Source organism: Carboxydocella sporoproducens DSM 16521 (assembly GCF_900167165.1).
Taxonomy (GTDB): Bacteria; Bacillota.
The window spans coordinates 1-17350 of record NZ_FUXM01000015.1 but is presented as its reverse complement, the minus strand read 5'-3'; the positions used below and the strand labels follow the sequence as shown (position 1 = coordinate 17350).

At 50.8% G+C, this 17350-nt stretch carries 14 protein-coding genes; 2 read left to right on the top strand and 12 right to left on the bottom strand.

What is annotated here, in order from left to right; translation table 11 throughout:
* Nucleotides 1–5: 5 nt before the first annotated feature.
* From B5D20_RS07110 to ftsE, 12 genes are all read right to left on the bottom strand, one after another.
* Nucleotides 6–980: a hypothetical protein gene (locus tag B5D20_RS07110; RefSeq protein ID WP_078665541.1), complete on the bottom strand. Its 975-nt coding sequence runs from the start codon at nucleotides 978–980 to the stop codon at nucleotides 6–8.
* Nucleotides 980–1396 (bottom strand): OsmC family protein, encoded by a 417-nt coding sequence (locus tag B5D20_RS07105; protein ID WP_078665540.1) that lies wholly within the window; start codon nucleotides 1394–1396, stop codon nucleotides 980–982. Before B5D20_RS07105 ends, B5D20_RS07110 begins: the two co-directional genes overlap by 1 nt.
* 17 nt (nucleotides 1397–1413) lie before the next feature.
* A complete protein-coding gene (gene uvrA / locus B5D20_RS07100) occupies nucleotides 1414–4248 on the bottom strand; it encodes an excinuclease ABC subunit UvrA (protein WP_078665539.1) in 2835 nt (944 codons plus the stop codon).
* A gap of 17 nt (nucleotides 4249–4265) precedes the next feature.
* Nucleotides 4266–6251, bottom strand: a complete 1986-nt coding sequence (gene uvrB, locus B5D20_RS07095) for an excinuclease ABC subunit UvrB (protein WP_078665538.1) — start codon at nucleotides 6249–6251, stop codon at nucleotides 4266–4268.
* An 89-nt stretch (nucleotides 6252–6340) separates the two neighbouring features.
* Complete coding sequence (locus B5D20_RS07090; protein WP_078665537.1) at nucleotides 6341–7231, bottom strand: DUF8189 domain-containing protein; 891 nt, start codon at nucleotides 7229–7231, stop codon at nucleotides 6341–6343.
* 38 nt (nucleotides 7232–7269) lie between these two features.
* Nucleotides 7270–8535: a sugar ABC transporter substrate-binding protein gene (locus B5D20_RS07085; RefSeq protein ID WP_159071930.1), complete on the bottom strand. Its 1266-nt coding sequence runs from the start codon at nucleotides 8533–8535 to the stop codon at nucleotides 7270–7272.
* 32 nt (nucleotides 8536–8567) lie between these two features.
* The gene (locus tag B5D20_RS07080; RefSeq protein ID WP_078665535.1) at nucleotides 8568–9140 is read right to left on the bottom strand and encodes a uracil-DNA glycosylase; all 573 of its coding nucleotides are present in this window, start codon (nucleotides 9138–9140) and stop codon (nucleotides 8568–8570) included.
* A complete protein-coding gene (locus B5D20_RS07075; RefSeq protein ID WP_078665534.1) occupies nucleotides 9131–10285 on the bottom strand; it encodes a hypothetical protein in 1155 nt (384 codons plus the stop codon). The genes B5D20_RS07080 and B5D20_RS07075 overlap by 10 nt, the downstream gene beginning before the upstream one ends.
* A 26-nt stretch (nucleotides 10286–10311) precedes the next feature.
* Nucleotides 10312–11451, bottom strand: coding sequence for a S41 family peptidase (locus tag B5D20_RS07070; RefSeq protein ID WP_242952052.1), 1140 nt, complete (start codon nucleotides 11449–11451; stop codon nucleotides 10312–10314).
* A gap of 94 nt (nucleotides 11452–11545) precedes the next feature.
* Nucleotides 11546–12706, bottom strand: coding sequence for a murein hydrolase activator EnvC family protein (locus B5D20_RS07065; protein WP_159071931.1), 1161 nt, complete (start codon nucleotides 12704–12706; stop codon nucleotides 11546–11548).
* A 16-nt stretch (nucleotides 12707–12722) separates the two neighbouring features.
* On the bottom strand, nucleotides 12723–13610 hold the full coding sequence (ftsX, locus tag B5D20_RS07060; protein WP_078665573.1) for a permease-like cell division protein FtsX: 888 nt from the start codon (nucleotides 13608–13610) through the stop codon (nucleotides 12723–12725).
* A complete protein-coding gene (ftsE, locus tag B5D20_RS07055; protein WP_078665532.1) occupies nucleotides 13600–14286 on the bottom strand; it encodes a cell division ATP-binding protein FtsE in 687 nt (228 codons plus the stop codon). The genes ftsX and ftsE overlap by 11 nt, the downstream gene beginning before the upstream one ends.
* 148 nt (nucleotides 14287–14434) lie before the next feature.
* Between ftsE and B5D20_RS07050 the strand changes: the two genes are divergently transcribed.
* Nucleotides 14435–16168: a two-component system sensor histidine kinase NtrB gene (locus B5D20_RS07050; protein ID WP_159071932.1), complete on the top strand. Its 1734-nt coding sequence runs from the start codon at nucleotides 14435–14437 to the stop codon at nucleotides 16166–16168.
* Between the two features lie 16 nt (nucleotides 16169–16184).
* On the top strand, nucleotides 16185–17350 hold a 1166-nt coding region (locus B5D20_RS14355), incomplete at its 3' end, for a histidine kinase dimerization/phospho-acceptor domain-containing protein (protein ID WP_278308369.1).

Genomic DNA, 17350 nt, shown 5'->3' with positions numbered 1-17350 from the left:
GTTTCTCATTTCTTCACCTGTTCCAGCTTCCCCGTAGCCAGGGACCATTTCCAGATTCCTTCTGCCCCCTGCTGGGGTACAGTCCCCTGAGCCGCCGTCACCCGGAAATAAAGCTCCGGACCAGTCGGCAGCCAGTAGAGGAAATTCAAATCATAGTTAGTCCAGGGAAACTGCTCATCAAAAGGGGTTTTCAACACCTTTTTCACTCCCGGCTCATAAATTACCAGACGCCGGGTCCCGGCAGGCGTATCCAGATTGGCTGCCAGATATTTGCCCTCCGGTGACCAGGCCAGAGCCGCCACTCCTCCTTCAAAGTACAAATCCAGGGGCTTTAAGGCCGGCCTGGCAGCAGCTTCAGTCGGCAGCAGGGCAATAAAGGCATGGAGGCCGCGGGTGGACAGGGCCAGCTCCTTCCCATCCGGCCGCAGGGCCAGGGGGCCAAAGCCTTCCCGCCCAACACCGAATTCCGTCCCCGGCTCCGCCCCCAGGGGAGAAGCTACATTGGGCAATTGTTCCAGGGACAGCAGGGTACGGGCCTGCCCGCCCTTTTGCTGCAATACCAGGGCAATATCCCGGGCGGTTACCAGCCAGTCGGGGGTCAGGTCCTCAATGCCATCTACCCGCCACTGGCCTTCCTCTTTTTTCAGTTTGAGCCGGCTTTGATAGACCCGGGTATAACTGCGGTCGGAGTAGGTTTCCTGCCAGCGGACAGTCACTGTTTTTTGCTCTGTATCCACTGCTCCGATTTGATAGCCGACCCAGTGGGGATTAAGGGGGCCTAAGATTTCCGCTATCTGACTCCGTCGGGCCGTGGTCAGGGTATTGCGCAAACTCTGTTCCTCCCGGCTCAGGCGGGCTTCAGCAAACTGGCTTGCTGCTTTGCTCAAATCCTCGGCAGCTGGCCCCATACCGGGCAAGCTGCATCCGCCGAGCAGCAAGGAGAAAAACAGCAGCCAGCTCCAGCACTGCCGTTTTTTCATCATACCACCCCGTTAATTTCGTAGCGATAATTGATTTTAGCTACCCCTTTGACGGTGTTAGAAGCACTGCAGTATTTATCCAGGGACAGTTCAATGGCCTTGACCAGCTTCTCCTCTGGAATTTCGCCCCAGACCCTGTAAACCAGGGTGATTTCAGTAAATACTTTGGGGTGATCAGCAGCCCGCTCCCCTTCAACCTCTACGACAAAATCCTGCAAATTGAGGCGCATTTTCTCCAGAATGGAGACAATATCAATGGCGGTACAGCCCGCAACCCCCATTAGCAATAACTCCATGGGCGAAGCGCCTTTGCCTTCACCACCGGCAGCCGGAGCAGCATCGATGGGAATATCCACCTCCTGGGCCCCCCGCCCTAGAAAATGCATTTTCCCCTGCCATTTAATGTTTACCTTCATGTTAATTACCTCCCTCTCTATGCTAGCTGACGCTCCCGGGCCAGCAGCCGGGCCAGGAACTGGCCGGTATAACTCTGAGGCTGGGCCGCCACTTCCTCCGGAGTGCCCTGGGCGATTATCTCTCCGCCCTTATTGCCTCCTTCCGGCCCCAGATCGATGATATAATCGGCGGTTTTAATTACATCCAGGTTGTGTTCGATCACCACCACCGTGTCACCGTTTTCCACCAGCCGGTGTAGTACCTGTAATAGTTTGTCCACATCAGCCATATGCAAACCGGTGGTGGGCTCATCCAGAATATAAAGAGTGCGGCCGGTGCTGCGGCGGCTGAGCTCGGTAGCCAGCTTGACCCGCTGGGCTTCCCCGCCGGACAGGGTGGTGGCCGGCTGCCCCAGTTTGATATAGCCAAGGCCCACATCCTGCAGGGTCTTGAGTTTACGGTGGATTTTGGGGATATTCTGGAAAAATTCCACCGCCTCATCCACTACCATTTCCAGCACATCAGCGATGGTTTTGCCTTTGTACTTCACTTCCAGCGTCTCCCGATTATACCTCTTGCCTTTGCATACCTCACAGGGGACATAGACATCGGGCAGGAAATGCATCTCAATCTTGATAATCCCATCCCCGCTGCAGGCTTCACAGCGGCCCCCCTTAACATTGAAACTGAATCTTCCGGCCTTATAACCTCGCACCCGGGCTTCCGGAGTCTGGCTGAAAACCTCCCGAATAGCGTCAAAGACCCCGGTATAGGTAGCCGGATTGGAGCGGGGAGTACGGCCAATAGGGGACTGGTCGATATCGATTACTTTGTCGATATGCTCCAGGCCCCGGATTTCCTGATGGGCACCGGGCTTATCCTTGGCCCGATAAAGATGGGCAGCAACTCCCTTGTAGAGTATTTCATTGACCAGAGTGGATTTGCCGGAACCGGAAACCCCGGTGACACAGACAAATACCCCCAGGGGAATGCGGACATTCAGGTTTTTCAGGTTATTCTCCCGGGCCCCGATGATCTCCAGATATTTGCCATTGGGGGGCCGACGCAGGGCCGGCACCGGAATGCGTTTTTTGCCACTCAAATACTGACCGGTCAGGGAGCGGGGATTGGCCATGATTTCCGCCACTGTCCCCTGGGCCACCACTTCCCCGCCATTGGCCCCGGCTCCAGGGCCGATATCGATGACATGGTCGGCGGCCAGAATGGTATCTTCATCGTGTTCCACCACCAGCAGGGTATTGCCCAGGTCCCGCAGCTGTTTCAGGGTAGCCAGCAGGCGGTCATTGTCCCGCTGGTGCAAGCCGATGCTGGGTTCATCCAGAATATAGAGCACTCCTACCAGGCCGGAACCGATCTGGGTGGCCAGCCGGATGCGCTGGGCTTCACCTCCGGATAAGGTATGGGCCGCCCGGCTCAGGGTCAGGTAATCCAGACCCACATTATTGAGAAAACCCAGGCGCGCCTTGATTTCCTTGAGGATCTGACGGGCAATCAGCTGTTCCCGCTCAGTCAGCGCTAATTCCTCAAAGAAGCGCAGGGCCTCTTCCACCGAAAGGTCAGTCACTTCCCGGATGTTCTTGCCTCCCACCAGCACGGCCAGGGCTTCCGGCTTCAGGCGGGCTCCCTGACAGGCCGGACAGGGTTTGGTGGTCATGTATTCCTCAATTTCCGCCTTGACGCTCTCGGAAGTGGATTCCCGGTAACGCCGCTCCAGGTTGGGAATGATCCCCTCCCAGACCGAATCCATGGTATGTTTGCGACCATAACTGCTGTAAAAGGTCCAGTGGATTTTCTGCCCCGGAGCACCATAAAGGAGGACCTGTTTTTGCTCAGGGGTAAAGCGACTGATGGGGGTATGGAGATCAAAACCAAAGTGTTTGCCCACCGCCGCCAGCAGTTGCCACATCCACTGGTTAGTGCTGCTGCTATATGGGAGGATCGCCCCTTCAGCGATGCTTTTTTCCGGGTCCGGAATCACCAGCTCCGGATCGATTTCCATCTTCTGCCCCAGCCCCGTACATTCCGGACAGGCCCCAAAAGGGGAGTTGAAGGAAAACAGCCGGGGCGCAATTTCCTCGATACTGATACCGCAATCGATACAGGCGAAATTTTCACTGAAAGTTAGTTCTTCGCCGCCAATTACATCCACCACTGCAATCCCTTCCCCCAGCTTCAGGGCCACTTCCAGGGAATCGGCCAGGCGCTGGCGAATGCCTTCCTTCAGCACAATCCGGTCCACCACCACCTCAATGGTGTGCTTTTTATTCTTTTCCAGGCTGATGGGTTCATTCAGGTCATAAATCTGCCCATCTATCCGCACCCTGACATATCCCTGTTTGCGAATTTCCTCCAGCAGTTTGGCATGTTCCCCTTTACGCCCTCGTACCAGGGGAGCCAGGATCTGCAGGCGGCTGGCTGACGGCAGGCCCAGAATCTGGTCCAGCATCTGGTCCAGGCTTTGCTGTTGAATGGGCTGGCCGCAGCGGGGGCAACGGGGACGACCGATGCGGGCAAACAACAGCCGCAGGTAGTCATAGATTTCCGTCACCGTACCCACCGTGGAACGGGGGTTGCGGCTGGTGGTTTTCTGGTCAATGGATATAGCCGGGGATAGTCCCTCAATGTAATCCACATCCGGCTTGTCCATCTGACCCAGAAACTGCCGGGCATAGGCGGAAAGGCTTTCCACATAACGGCGCTGGCCCTCGGCATAGATGGTATCAAAGGCCAGAGAGGACTTGCCGGAACCGGATAAACCGGTGAGCACCACCAGCTTGTCCCTGGGGATGGTAATATCTATATTCTTCAGATTATGAACTCTGGCACCTTTTACAACAATATCTTTAATCAATGCTGTTAACCTCCTGTTTAGCTCAGGTATTCTGCGCGCAATTCCAGGATAGCATCCCGCAATTCCGCTGCCCGCTCAAATTCCAGGCGCCGGGCAGCCTCTTTCATTTCTTTCTCCAGTTGCCGCAGCAGTTTGTCTACCTCTCTTTTGTTCAGCTTTTTCTTCTTGCCAGTGGATTCACCATATTTAGCCGCTGCTTCAGCTACCGCCTGGGTGGCCTCAATTACATCCCGGACCGCCTTGCGCACCGTCTGGGGCACGATGCCATGGGCCTGGTTGTAAGCCATCTGTTTACTGCGGCGGCGGTTGGTCTCCTGGATGGCTCTGGCCATGGAATCGGTGATGCGGTCAGCATACATGATCGCCTGACCATTGGCATTGCGAGCCGCCCGGCCGATGGTCTGAATCAAGGACCGTTCAGAACGGAGATAACCTTCCTTGTCAGCATCCAGAATGGCGACCAGGCTTACCTCCGGCAAATCCAGGCCTTCTCTGAGTAAGTTAATGCCAACCAGGACATCGAAGACCCCCAGGCGCAGGTCGCGCAAAATCAACATGCGCTCCAGGGTTTTAATATCCGAATGCAGGTAACGGACTTTGATGCCCAGTTCCCGCAAGTAATCAGTCAGGTCCTCCGCCATTTTCTTGGTCAGGGTAGTGACCAGCACCCGCTCATCCCGTTCCACTCGTTGCCGGATTTCCCCTACCAGGTCATCGATCTGCCCTTTAGTGGGACGAACATGAATTTCCGGATCCAGCAAGCCGGTGGGACGGATGATCTGTTCCACTATTTGCGCACTCTTTTCCAGTTCGTAGGGACCGGGGGTAGCGGAAACGAAAATAATCTGATTGATTTTCTGCTCAAACTCGCTAAACTTCAAGGGTCGGTTATCAAAGGCAGAGGGCAAACGGAAACCGTGATCCACCAGGGCCTGTTTGCGGGAGCGATCCCCTTCATACATGGCTCCGATCTGGGGAATAGTGACATGGGATTCGTCCACCATAATCAAAAAGTCATCCGGGAAATAGTCCAGCAAGGTATAAGGCGGTTCCCCCGGCGCCCGCCCTGTTAAATGCCGGGAATAGTTTTCAATCCCCTGGCAAAAGCCCATTTCCCTCAGCATCTCCAGGTCATGCCGGGTCCGCTGCTCCAGCCGCTGGGCTTCCAGCAGTTTATTCTGAGCCCGCAGTTCTTCCAGCCTTTCTTTCAGCTCTGCTTCAATGGAAGCCAGGGCCCGCTCCAATGTCTCACGACCGGTCACATAGTGAGAGGCCGGAAAAAACACCACATGCCGGCGCTCCCCGAAAATTTCTCCGGTCAGGGGGTCGAACTCCACTATGCGCTCCAGTTCATCCCCGAACAGTTCCAGCCGAATGGCCCGCTCACTGGAGGCGACCGGGAAAACTTCGACTACATCTCCCCGCACCCGGAATGTACCCCGGGTAAAATTGAGGTCATTGCGATTATACTGCATGTCCACCAGGCGGCGTAAAATCTGCTCCCTGTCCCAGATCTGCCCCGGCCGCAGGGAAAACATGCTTTCCCGGTATTCCTGGGGGGAACCCAGGCCGTAGATACAGGAAACACTGGCCACAATAATGACATCCCGCCGCTCAAACAGGGCTGCCGTGGCCGAATGGCGCAATTTGTCGATTTCATCATTGATAGAGGCATCTTTTTCGATATAAGTATCAGTCTGAGGAATATAGGCCTCTGGCTGATAATAATCATAATAGCTGACAAAATACTCGACCGCATTGTCCGGGAAAAATTCCTTGAACTCACTGGCCAGCTGGGCTGCCAGGGTTTTATTGTGAGCAATCACCAGGGTCGGCCGCTGTACCCGGGCGATTACCTGGGCCATGGTATAGGTTTTGCCGGTGCCGGTAGCACCCAGCAGGGTCTGATAGCGATAACCTTTATTTAACCCCTCTACCAGCCGGGCTATAGCCTCCGGCTGGTCCCCTTTGGGGGTAAACTCGGATTTTAGCTTAAACTCCATCTGCCTTCAACTCCGTATATTTGTTCTCACATAGTATATGATACAGCGAAATTGTCTCCGAGTAAACAAAAAGCCCGGCCAAAACCGGGTTAAAAGACTTTGACATTAAAATATATGCTGTCATCCATCCCCCGCACCACCAGCCAGAGCAAGTTGCGGAAGTTTTCCGCTGCCGGTCCGGAAGGAGTACGACCCTGACCGGGGACTTCCGACCAGCCGCTCCAGAGGTCCCGACGCAGGATATTCTGGTAAATACCATTATCCGTGCCTCTGACAAATAGGTTCAATTCCGAGCGGAATACCACCGCCTCCGGTTCCGCCAGGGTCAAGCCGCCGCCGGGAACCTCTGACCAGCCGCTCCAGATCCCCAGGGGTGACAGGCGGTTGAGATAAATGCGGTCATCAGTACCGCGAACAAACAGGTAGAGATAGCCGCGATAACTGGCTGCACCGGGCCCGGACAAAGTACGGCCATTGCCAGGCACCTCCGACCAGCCGCTCCAGATTCCATCGCGGTTGAGCCGATTAGAGTAGATACGGTTGTCAGTTCCGCGGACAAACACCCAGAGGAAACCGCCATAGTTCACAGCCTCCGGGCTGCCCGTCGTGCGGCCACCGCCGGGCACTTCTATCCAACCGTCCCAGTCTTCATCATCATCCATCCGGTTATACCAGATCCCATCATTTAAGCCCCTTACTACCAGGTAAAGGCGATTGCGATACACCGCCGCTCCTGGTCCACTGCGGGCCCTACCGCCTCCTGGCACTTCCCGCCAGCCGCTGAAAGGGCTGGGATTAAAGGGCCGCAGGCTATTTATCCAGAGGCCATCATTAAGCCCACGAACAAAGAAAAAAAGGCGATCATCAAATTCCACCAATTCCGGTTTATCCGGAGTTTTTCCTCCTCCGGGCATTAAGGTCCAGCCAGACCAGTTATTGACCATATGCCTGGCTACCAGGTCATAGGGATGATAAAACATGGCTCCTCCCCCGCTTTGCTTCGGGTTACTGCTTTATCTTATGTTCCCTGACCTGATTCTGTGCCTCCCTGCTGTCCTTCCTGTTCTTCTCCTTTCCCCCGTTTCATGGCCTTGATTTCCCCATCTATCTCCAGCTCCAGGCTCTCCCCGGGTTTCAACTCCAGTTCCAGGGTTTTGCCTTCCTTGCCTTTTATCTTTATTTTACTGGGCGTGCTTTCCCCTGCACTTTGACCTTTCTTTTCGCTTTCTCCGGATTTAGAATCTCCCTGGCTACCGGAGCCGCTTTTGACGGCAAGGGGTTTAATCTTACCCCAGCGTTCTTCCAGCAGATAGAGATTATCCTTGCGAATCAGGCGTACCGGAATAACTTTGACCGGCACATCCGCCCCATCATTTTTGATTTTCTGATCATATTCCAGCATTTCCTTTTTGGCCAGTTTGCTGGCCCCCGCCAGAGCATAATAGGCCAGTAAATCGGGCCGGGTGTCTACGTCTGCTGTCAGCAGGTCGCCGGCGATAGCTGCCGCCCCTTCTTTGCTGGCCCCCAGGGCCACCGTCACTGGCAGAGTTTCCTGCTTTTCCTTTTTCTCCTTGAGGTATTTGATCAGTCCTGGGACCAGCAAACTATGCTGAACCACTATACCCTGAATGCCTGTCTGGCTTTTTAATGCCTCATATGCCCGTGTGGCTACATCTTCCGGCTTACCAGTTACATCCAGCGGGGCTTGTTTTACCTTTATTCCCGTTAGCCCCTGCAGGCTGCGTTGCAAGCCAGCAAACAGGGCTTCTTCCACCATGGAAGGCTGCGCTGCTGTCAAAACCAGGAGATTGCCTTTGAATTTTTGCTTTACTAACAGCTCCCCCTGCAATTCCCCTGCCCGCAACCAGTCTGGAGACAAAAAACCATCGGCATTGACGTCACGGGGCAAATTCTCCAGGATCAGAACCTTAACCTTTTTCTGCGCAGTTTTGCTGACTATATCTCTGGCAATGGCGGCATCCGCCGGCAGCAGAACCAGGGCCTTGATTTTTTTCTCTAATAGTTTTTCCACCTGTACTGCCTGAGTCGGACCATCATTTTTGGCATCCTGCCAGAGCAGCTTGACTTTGGCAGGCTTTGCTCCTTTGTCCATCTCCTTTTTGAAAAAGGGATAGCCATCCCCCGCCATGTTAGCCATGGCGACTCCGATGGGAATTTCATTTTCTTTTTTGCTGAGTGGCTTTTTGGCCTTTTTCAACAAACCACAACCGCCCGTCAACACGACCAGGAGCACAAGCGAAAAAGCAACAATGCGACGGCCCATGTTCATCCACCCCATTAAAAAAGACTTCATCCTTAGTATGAATTAGGATGAAGTCCCATATACTCCAGGGCGGCCATCACCTGTTGTAAATCCTGCCAGCATTCTGCCTTTTTGGCCGGATCCCGCAGCAAAGCAGCCGGATGATAGGTGGGCATAACCCAGATACCGCGTTCATCAACAAACCAGCGCCCGCGATATTGAGTAATAGCCGCCCCGGGTTTGATCAGATTTTGCAGAGCTGTACTGCCCAGCAAGACGATAATTTTCGGCTGCACCAGGTCGATTTGTTGATATAGCCAGGGCAAACAGGCCCGGGCCTCTTCCGGTTTAGGGACGCGGTTGCCCGGCGGCCGACATTTGACGATATTGGCGATATAGACCTGGTCCCGCCGCCAGCCCATGGCACTAATCATCCGGGTCAGCAGCTGACCCGCAGCCCCGACAAAGGGTCGCCCCTGCCGGTCTTCTTCCGCTCCCGGCCCTTCCCCGATAAACATCAGATCAGCCCGGGGATTGCCTTCCCCGAAAACCACCTGGGTAGCCTGTTGCCTCAACCCGCATTTATTGCATGCTAACGCCTGTTCCGCTAACCGGGTCAAATCCATCGGGAGTCCTCCTTTTGCCGGAACAGTTTTTGCCACAACCTTTTCGCCAGTCCTTCAAAGGAAAGCCGCACTTCTGGCTGGTCTTCCGCCCGCGGGGAAAGAGTCATCCCCCACTGATGGTGCTGAGCCAGAAAGCCGATTTTGCGCTGCCATTGGCCCTGAGCGGTAATAAAGTCCACCGTCACCCAGCCCCTAACTGCTAGCAGATCTTCCCCCACCGGCTGCCCGTTGATATTCAACAACCAGTCACCCTGGCGCAGGCCCAGCCACTCGGCAAAACTGCCCGGCTGGGTGGCCAGTACCTGCCAGCCCCGTTCCGCAGTGGATTGCCAGCGCGGTTTGCCTGCCATTTCCTCCCGGGGACTGGCGTGCACCACCAGTTCATGTCCCAGGGGACTGAACAGGGCTGCCAGCGGCAATAGCCCGGGATAAAAACTGGCCAGCCAGGTCAAACCGCCCAGCACCAGACTGAAACCGGCTAACTGCCAGGCTGTACGCCGTGCCCGCTGCCAGGGCAGCCGGGTCAGAGCCAAATCGCTATAGCCAAGAGCAGCCAGCAATGGTAAAAGATAGAAATCAGCGCCGGATTGAACCCAGATCACCAGGGGAATGGGCCAGAAAGCCTGAAGATAAAAGCCTCCCACCGTACCCTGGCGGGGATGGGCCACAGTAATGGGCGCCGCATAACGGGCCCCGGTAAACCAGATCAGCACTGCCTCCAGCAGATGCAGGACAGCTACCAGGTACATCAACTGGACACCATTGACTTCAGGCCAGCCCCAGAGCAGGTTGCTCAGAGTTAGTATCCCGGCAGCATAGGAAAAACATAAAAAGCGGTGATGGAATAACATCAGAATCAAAGCCAGGGGCCAGAGCCACTGTACTCCCAGACTATCAATATCAATGCCCAGGCCCAGCAGCAACCAGCTGCCCAGGATTCCGCCAGCCAAACCCCAGAGGGCCTGGCTGGCCAGGGCTTTGCTATAGGCCAGTAAACCGGCCCTATCCCCGAAATATCGTTTAAATTGCTTTTTTTGGAGAAGAAAGAGGAGAACCAGGATAATCAGTACTGAAGCGGGGGCTTCAAAAGGGATGAGCAAGACCTGTTTGGCAATAACCCACAGGTCAGATACATCAACCAGCATCAAAATGCCCCCTTTCCCCTCGTAAATTAATACAGTTTAGCCCGGATTATTTCCTTGGCTTTGGCTAGCTGCAGGTCCTCCCCGTTTTCCGGCTGTTCTACAACTATATCAGGAGTGATTCCCTTTTTGTGAATATCTCTGCCTTTGGGAGTAAAATATTTGGAAGTAGTCAATTTAAGACCAGTGGTGTTATCGATGGGATAAATAGTCTGAACAACCCCTTTACCAAAGGTCCTGGTCCCAACCAGTACCCCAGCTTGATAATCCTGGATCGCACCAGCAACTATTTCCGAAGCACTGGCACTGTTGCCATTGACCAGTACCACCAGAGGTAAATTGAGTTTGCCGGCATCGGATTCCTCGACCTGTACTACTCCCTTCCGGTCACGGATGGTTACCACCGGCCCCTTGCCAATAAACTGGTCAGCAACTTTGACAGCAGCGGTCAACTCACCCCCGGGGTTATCCCTGAGGTCGAGAATTATGCCTTTATAATCCCCTTCGGTTTTCAGATCATTCAGGACCTTGACCAGCTCATCACCGGTATGCTCATTGAACATGCTGATGCTGATATAAGCCACCGGCAGGTCTGGCAATAATTTACCATCCACACTGGGAACATTGATAATCTCCCTGGTCAGAGTAAACTCCAGGGGTTTGCTTTCATTCTTGCGTACAACCGTGATTTTTACCGTTGTACCAGGCTTGCCCCGCAACAGCTGCACAGCCCGCTCAATATCCATATCCAGGGCATCTTCTCCGTTAATTTTGGCAATCACATCCCCGGCCTTAATGCCAGCCCGGTAGGCAGGAGTCCCTTTAATGGGCGCAATTACTGTAATATGTTTGTCTTTTACGGCCACCTGGATACCGACCCCGCCAAATGCCCCGGAAATCTGTTCCTGCAAATGTTTAAAAGTTTTGCTATCCATGTAAACGGAATAGGGATCATCCAGCGCCTCAACAATGCCTTTGGCTGCTCCCTCCACCAGACGCCCGCTATTCACTGGTTCAATATAATTTTCTTCTACCAGGTCAACTACCTGTAATAAATGGCGTACTTCTGTCCAATTCTGCACTATGGCAAACAGAAAGGGCAATGCCACCAGACCTACCACACTGAGGAAGACCATGATAATCAGAATTATTCTTTTCAGCGCTTTCAAGAACCAGTTCACCTCCAATACTTCACAACTACTATACTACAATACCGGGCAAGAAAAAACAAGAAAGGGCCAGATTTGACCCTTTCGCAAATTCTTACACATATCCCAGCGGATTGACCGGTTCTCCATTTTTTCGCACTTCAAAATGCAGATGGGGACCTGTGCTGCGGCCAGTACTGCCCACCAGACCAATGGTTTCGCCCTTACTAACCTGCTGCCCTACACTGACACTGCGGGCTGACATGTGGGCATAAAGGGTGCTGATGCCACCCCCATGGTCGATGATCACCACATTGCCATATCCGCTCATCCAGCCTGAATAAATCACTTCCCCATCCTGGGCCGCTACAATGGGTGTGCCCTGGGGAGCGCCGATGTCAATACCCCGGTGGAAACGGGCTTCCCCGTAAATGGGATGTACGCGCCAGCCGAAACCGCTGGTAATCCGCCCATGCCCAGGCACCGGCCATTTCATTGCCCCTTCCCCGCGCGGGGTATTCTGCTGATTTTCCTGCCGCTTTCTTTCTTCCCGAATGCGGATAATTTCCGCTACCTTGCGGCTTTCTTCCTCCTCCAGGCGCTCAATTTCCTCCTGGAACTTGTCCAAATTGGCTTCTGCCTGTTGTTTTAACTGTTCATGTTCCGCCTCTTTGGCCAGGCTTTCTTCTTTCTTAGCTTCTGTGGCCTGTTTTAATTCAGCCACTTTTTGTTTACGCTCCAGCAAACTCTTTTTCTTGGCCTTAATCTCATTTTGCCTGGCTTCAATCTGTTCCACCAGCTGCCCGTCCTGCTGGATAATGGCCTGCATGTAGTCAACTCTGGTTAAAAAGTCAGAGAAATCCTCAGCGGATAGTAGCACTTCCAGATAGCTGACCGCCCCGTTTTCATAAAGGTCCCGCAAGCGGTTGTTAAGCTGTTCCACCTGTTCATTCAGTTCCTGGTTGGCCTGAGCCAGCTCCTCTTCCGCTGCCGCTATCTGCTCTTCCAGCGTCCGGATAGTCTTCTCCTTGGCCTGAATATCTTCCTGGAGATTATCTATTTCCGATTTAACCCGGTCGATAGCATCGGCCAGGCGTTTGATTTCTTCTTCAGTGGCATCCTTTCTCTTTTCTAATGTCTTTTTCTGGGCCCTGATTTTATTAAGTTCCTTGATGGCCTTTTGCTCCCGACTGCGGCTGCTGTCAGCCCCAAAAGCACTGCTTACCGTAGTAAGAGTCAGTACGGATATTAGCAGTAACGAAACCAGACGACGCAATTTAATCCCTCCCCCATCAGACATGTAGATAGCGGCGAACAGCTATAAAGCTACCTGACACCCCCAGTAAAACCCCTGCTCCCAGCAGGCCCTCAAACACCAGGGCCAGCTGCCGCCAGTCCCGGGTCAGGGGCAAGGTGGGCAGGGAAACAGTTACCGTTTCCAGCAAAGAGGTATAGGAAAAATAAAGAATTCCCACAGCTACTCCGGCCCCAATCAGCCCGATTACCAGCCCTTCCAGAACAAATGGCAATTTGATAAACCAGTTGGTTGCCCCCAGGTATTTCATGATATTGATTTCCTTGCGGCGGGCGAAAACAGTCAACCGAATAGTAGTGTAAATCAGAAAGACTGACGCCAGGGACAGGAGTCCGATCAAGACTGAACCGGCCACTCGAACCCAGTTAGTAATAGCAAACAGCTTTTCTACTACACCCTGGCCATATTTAACCTTGTCCACTCCAAACATGGTCTCTATCTCCTGGGCCGCTGGCTTAACCTGCTCGGGTTTTTGCATCTTCACCCGATAAACATCAGGCAAAGGATTTTGTCCCTTGATCGCTTCCAGCACCCCGCGGCGATCGGAGAAATTTTCTTTAATCTTCTCCAGGGCCTGTTCCTTGGAAACAAAATCCACTTCCTTGACTCCCGCCAAATTTCGTAATCGCGTCCCCAGTTCTTCCACCTGTTCCCGGGGTAAATCTTTTTTGACAATTACCGAAATTTCCACCTGAGATTCCAGATGGGTGGCCACCGAATTGGTATTCAACACAACCAGCAGAGCCGCCCCTAAAATCAGCAAAGCGATAGCAACCGTACCGGCAGAAGCCGCTGCCAGCCAGGCGTTACGGCGCAGGGAGACCATGGCTTCCCCGGCCAGGTAGCCCATGGTCCTAATCTTCATAGCCATATACTCCTTTCTCCTCATCGCGGACAATCTGCCCGTTTTCCAGAGCCACCACCCGTTTTTGCATCATATTTACCATTTCTTTATCATGGGTGGCCATGAGAATGGTTGTCCCCAGTTTGTTGATATCAGCCAGCAGTTTCATAATCCCCAGCGATGTATCGGGGTCCAGGTTACCGGTAGGCTCGTCTGCAATAACCATCAGGGGGTTGTTGACCATGGCCCGGGCAATAGCTACCCGTTGCTGTTCTCCACCGGACAATTCCCGGGGAAAGGAATTTTCTTTTCCCTTCAGGCCCACCAGTTCCAGCATGCCTGGTACCAGCCGCTTGATTTCTTTTCCGGACGCCTCCGCCACCCGCAAGGCAAAGGCCACATTTTCAAAAACCGTTTTATCCTGTAACAGGCGGAAATCCTGAAAAACCACCCCGATTTTCCGCCGCAAATAAGGCACCTCACTGTTTTTCATGCGCACAATGTTTTTACCATTGATATAGATCTGGCCCCTGGTGGGATTTTCCTCTCTGGTCAACAGTTTCAGTAAAGTGGATTTCCCCGCCCCGCTGGGTCCGACCAGAAACACAAACTCCCCTCTGCCGATTTTAAGGGTCAGATCATGCAGGGCTTTGACACCATTAGGATAAATTTTGGATATATTGTAAAGTTCAATCACCTAATTTCCCTCCTACAGGCATTCCCTGAAAAATATTCGACACCGGGTAGCAAATTCCTTCCCGGTGTCGATGAAATAAATTTCCTGTGTTATAATGATATTATTATAATTAATATTTTCAATTAAGATGTTCAGGAGTGGTCGAACTTTGCTGCAATCCAACCGTTCCATCAAAATACTGGCATTGCTTTATTTTATAATTGGTATTATTTTTCTGACCCAGCATCTGTCCTTCTGGTACCAGCCCCTGAGCAACGAATTGCTCCTATTATTCCTGGCTGCAGGAATTACCACTTATTTATCTGCCCTTAATCTGGGGGTAACATTCAACCTGGTGAGCGGTCTGGATTTTATCTGTTTTTACTTTTTCGGTCCGGCAGCCCTGGTCTGGCTGGGAACAGCAGAAGTTGTTATTGACAATATCAGCCGCAGGGATGGCTGGGTCAAACTGTTGTTCAATCTGGGACAGACGGCAATCTTCCTGACCCTGACAACTACCATCCTGCAAACCCTGAATCAACCTTTCCAATTACCGATATTCATTAACTTTCTATTCTTTTATTTAATCTCTACTGTATTAAATGGACTGCTTTACCTGCCATTGCTTTTACTAAGCGGGCAATATTATTCTTCCTTGCTCGGGAATATTAGCTCAACTTTGTTATTTTCCTTACCCTTTTATTATCTGATTTTTGCTGCCTATCAGGCCGGTCCTACGGAAACCCTGATCCTGGTACCTGCTTTCCTTTATCTGATCAAAAAACTGTTACAACCCACTTTGCCTACAACTCAGCCTGAAGTTCTGGATAATAATGTACTCCTTTATTCACGAAAACACTTATTCTATACTCTGGCCCAATTAGCCCAGAAGAAGCAGTCTTCCCACTGGATTACCCTGCTGGAATTGCCGGACTACAGGGATATTGAAGAAATCCACGGCAGTCTAGCCGCTGAAGATGGATTGCGCCAGTTTGTCCGCTCCCTGTATAAGTCCAATACCAGAATAACTGTCTACCGCTATACCAGCAATCAGCTGGCTATTTTGAGTATGGACCAAATAAAACAACCAGCTGCTGAACCTCCTTGTCTGGTAGCCACGTTAGCTTTCACTCCCGCTTTGATTTCAGTAGAGGAAATTCTGGATCAGCTGGAACAAAAGCTGGGGGAGTTGCGTCAGGAATATCAGCAGGAAAAAGAAAAACAATTGCAACAGTCCATTCGCCTGGCCACTATTGGCCAGCTGGCCGCCGGTATTGCCCATGAAATCCGTAATCCTCTGACCACTGTCAGCGGCTTTTTGCAGTTACTGGAATGGGGCAGGGAATTACCTGCTGATACGATTAAGATGATGGAGGAAGAACTAGACCGCGTTAACCAGCTGGTTACAGGATTACTTTATTTATCCAATCCATCCCTGGAACATAAACAAAGGGAAAAGCTGAATTTGAATGAGCTAGTGACCTCAACAGTAGAACTGGTTAAGCCGGAACTTTTACTGCGGGAAATCGAATTGAAAATAGAACTGGATCCCGGTCTGCCTGAGCTTTATCTAAATGCTGCCCAAATTCGGCAGCTGCTTATCAATTTGCTGCAAAATAGCTACCTGGCTGTGGAAAGTAAAGGCTGGATTAAAGTGAAAACCGGTCAGGACCAGGCCCATGTTTTTCTGACCGTACAGGATAGCGGACCTGGCATTGAGCCTGATAAGCGGGAGCTGGTTTTCCAGCCATTCTTTACAACCAGGCCCAATGCGATTGGACTGGGCCTGACTATTTGCCAGCAAATTGCCGCCAATCATAATGGTCAACTGGAGCTGGCATCTGAAAGTGACTATACTACATTTATCCTTAAGTTGCCACTGTTTTTAAACATTGTTAGCTAGTGGAGGCTATTTAGCGATGAAATTAGCCTGGTATGCCAAGTTGTATATTTATTTAGTTTTTTGTTGTAGCTTAATTGTATTATTTTTTTATTTTGATCCATACTCTATAAAAAATCCATATTTATATTTTGCTATTGTTTTATCATCTATTATTTCATTTATTAATATGGTAAACTTGAAATTTTCATTTAATCTATTAAGCATCTGGTATCCAATATTATACTTTGATTTCGGTTTTTCTGCTGCATTAGGTTATGCGATACTGGATGGTTATGTTTGCCATTTAATTAGAAAAGAACAGTTTTATAAACTCATTTTTAACTTTGGTCAAATAATTCTTTCAATTTTTTTTACACATTTAATTTTTATTAATATTAAAAGCTACTTACCTTCTGTCCAATTCATTTCATATATTATTTTTCATTTTTGTTTTTTCTTTACAAACTTCCTATTTTTAGTTTCTATTTTAATTATAGCAGATATATTTAATAAGAAATTAATTAAAGAGGCTTTATCTATTCAAATAATTACTTTTCCCATTTATTATTTAGCTTTTAATGCTTTTCATACAAGTCCAATAATTACTATGTTTTTAGTTCCAATAGTAATTTATTTATATAAGAAAAAAATAGATGAACACTTACTTAAATATTTAGATGATGATTATATAGATTATCAGACTTATGTGTATTCCCGTAAATATATTTTTGAACATTTTTCTACAGAAATCTCTCATTACCCCGTTTGGCTTTATCTTGTAGAACAATCACAAGGAAATTCATCCAATGACTTTATTATCTTCCTTCGCAACCTTTGCGGCTCACAGCTTTTTTGCCGTTACTCTTCTAATCGTATTTTAATTATCAGTCAAGGCCAGATTTGTGATCGTCTAAAAACTGCTAAAATACCTTTTTCTATTAAAATGATAGAAACAGACACTTTTAATCTGGAAGCCGCCCTAACAGATCTTGAACAAGAACTCAATAAGATCACCAGAAAATCCGCCAAACAACGGGAAATTGCTCTCAGCAATTCAGTACGCCTGGCCACCATCGGGCAACTGGCTGCTGGCCTGGCCCATGAAATTCGCAACCCCCTTACTGCTGTTAAAGGCTTTCTACAGCTTTATAGCCTGGGCAACAAACTGGATACTGAAACTATACAGCTAATGAAAACCGAACT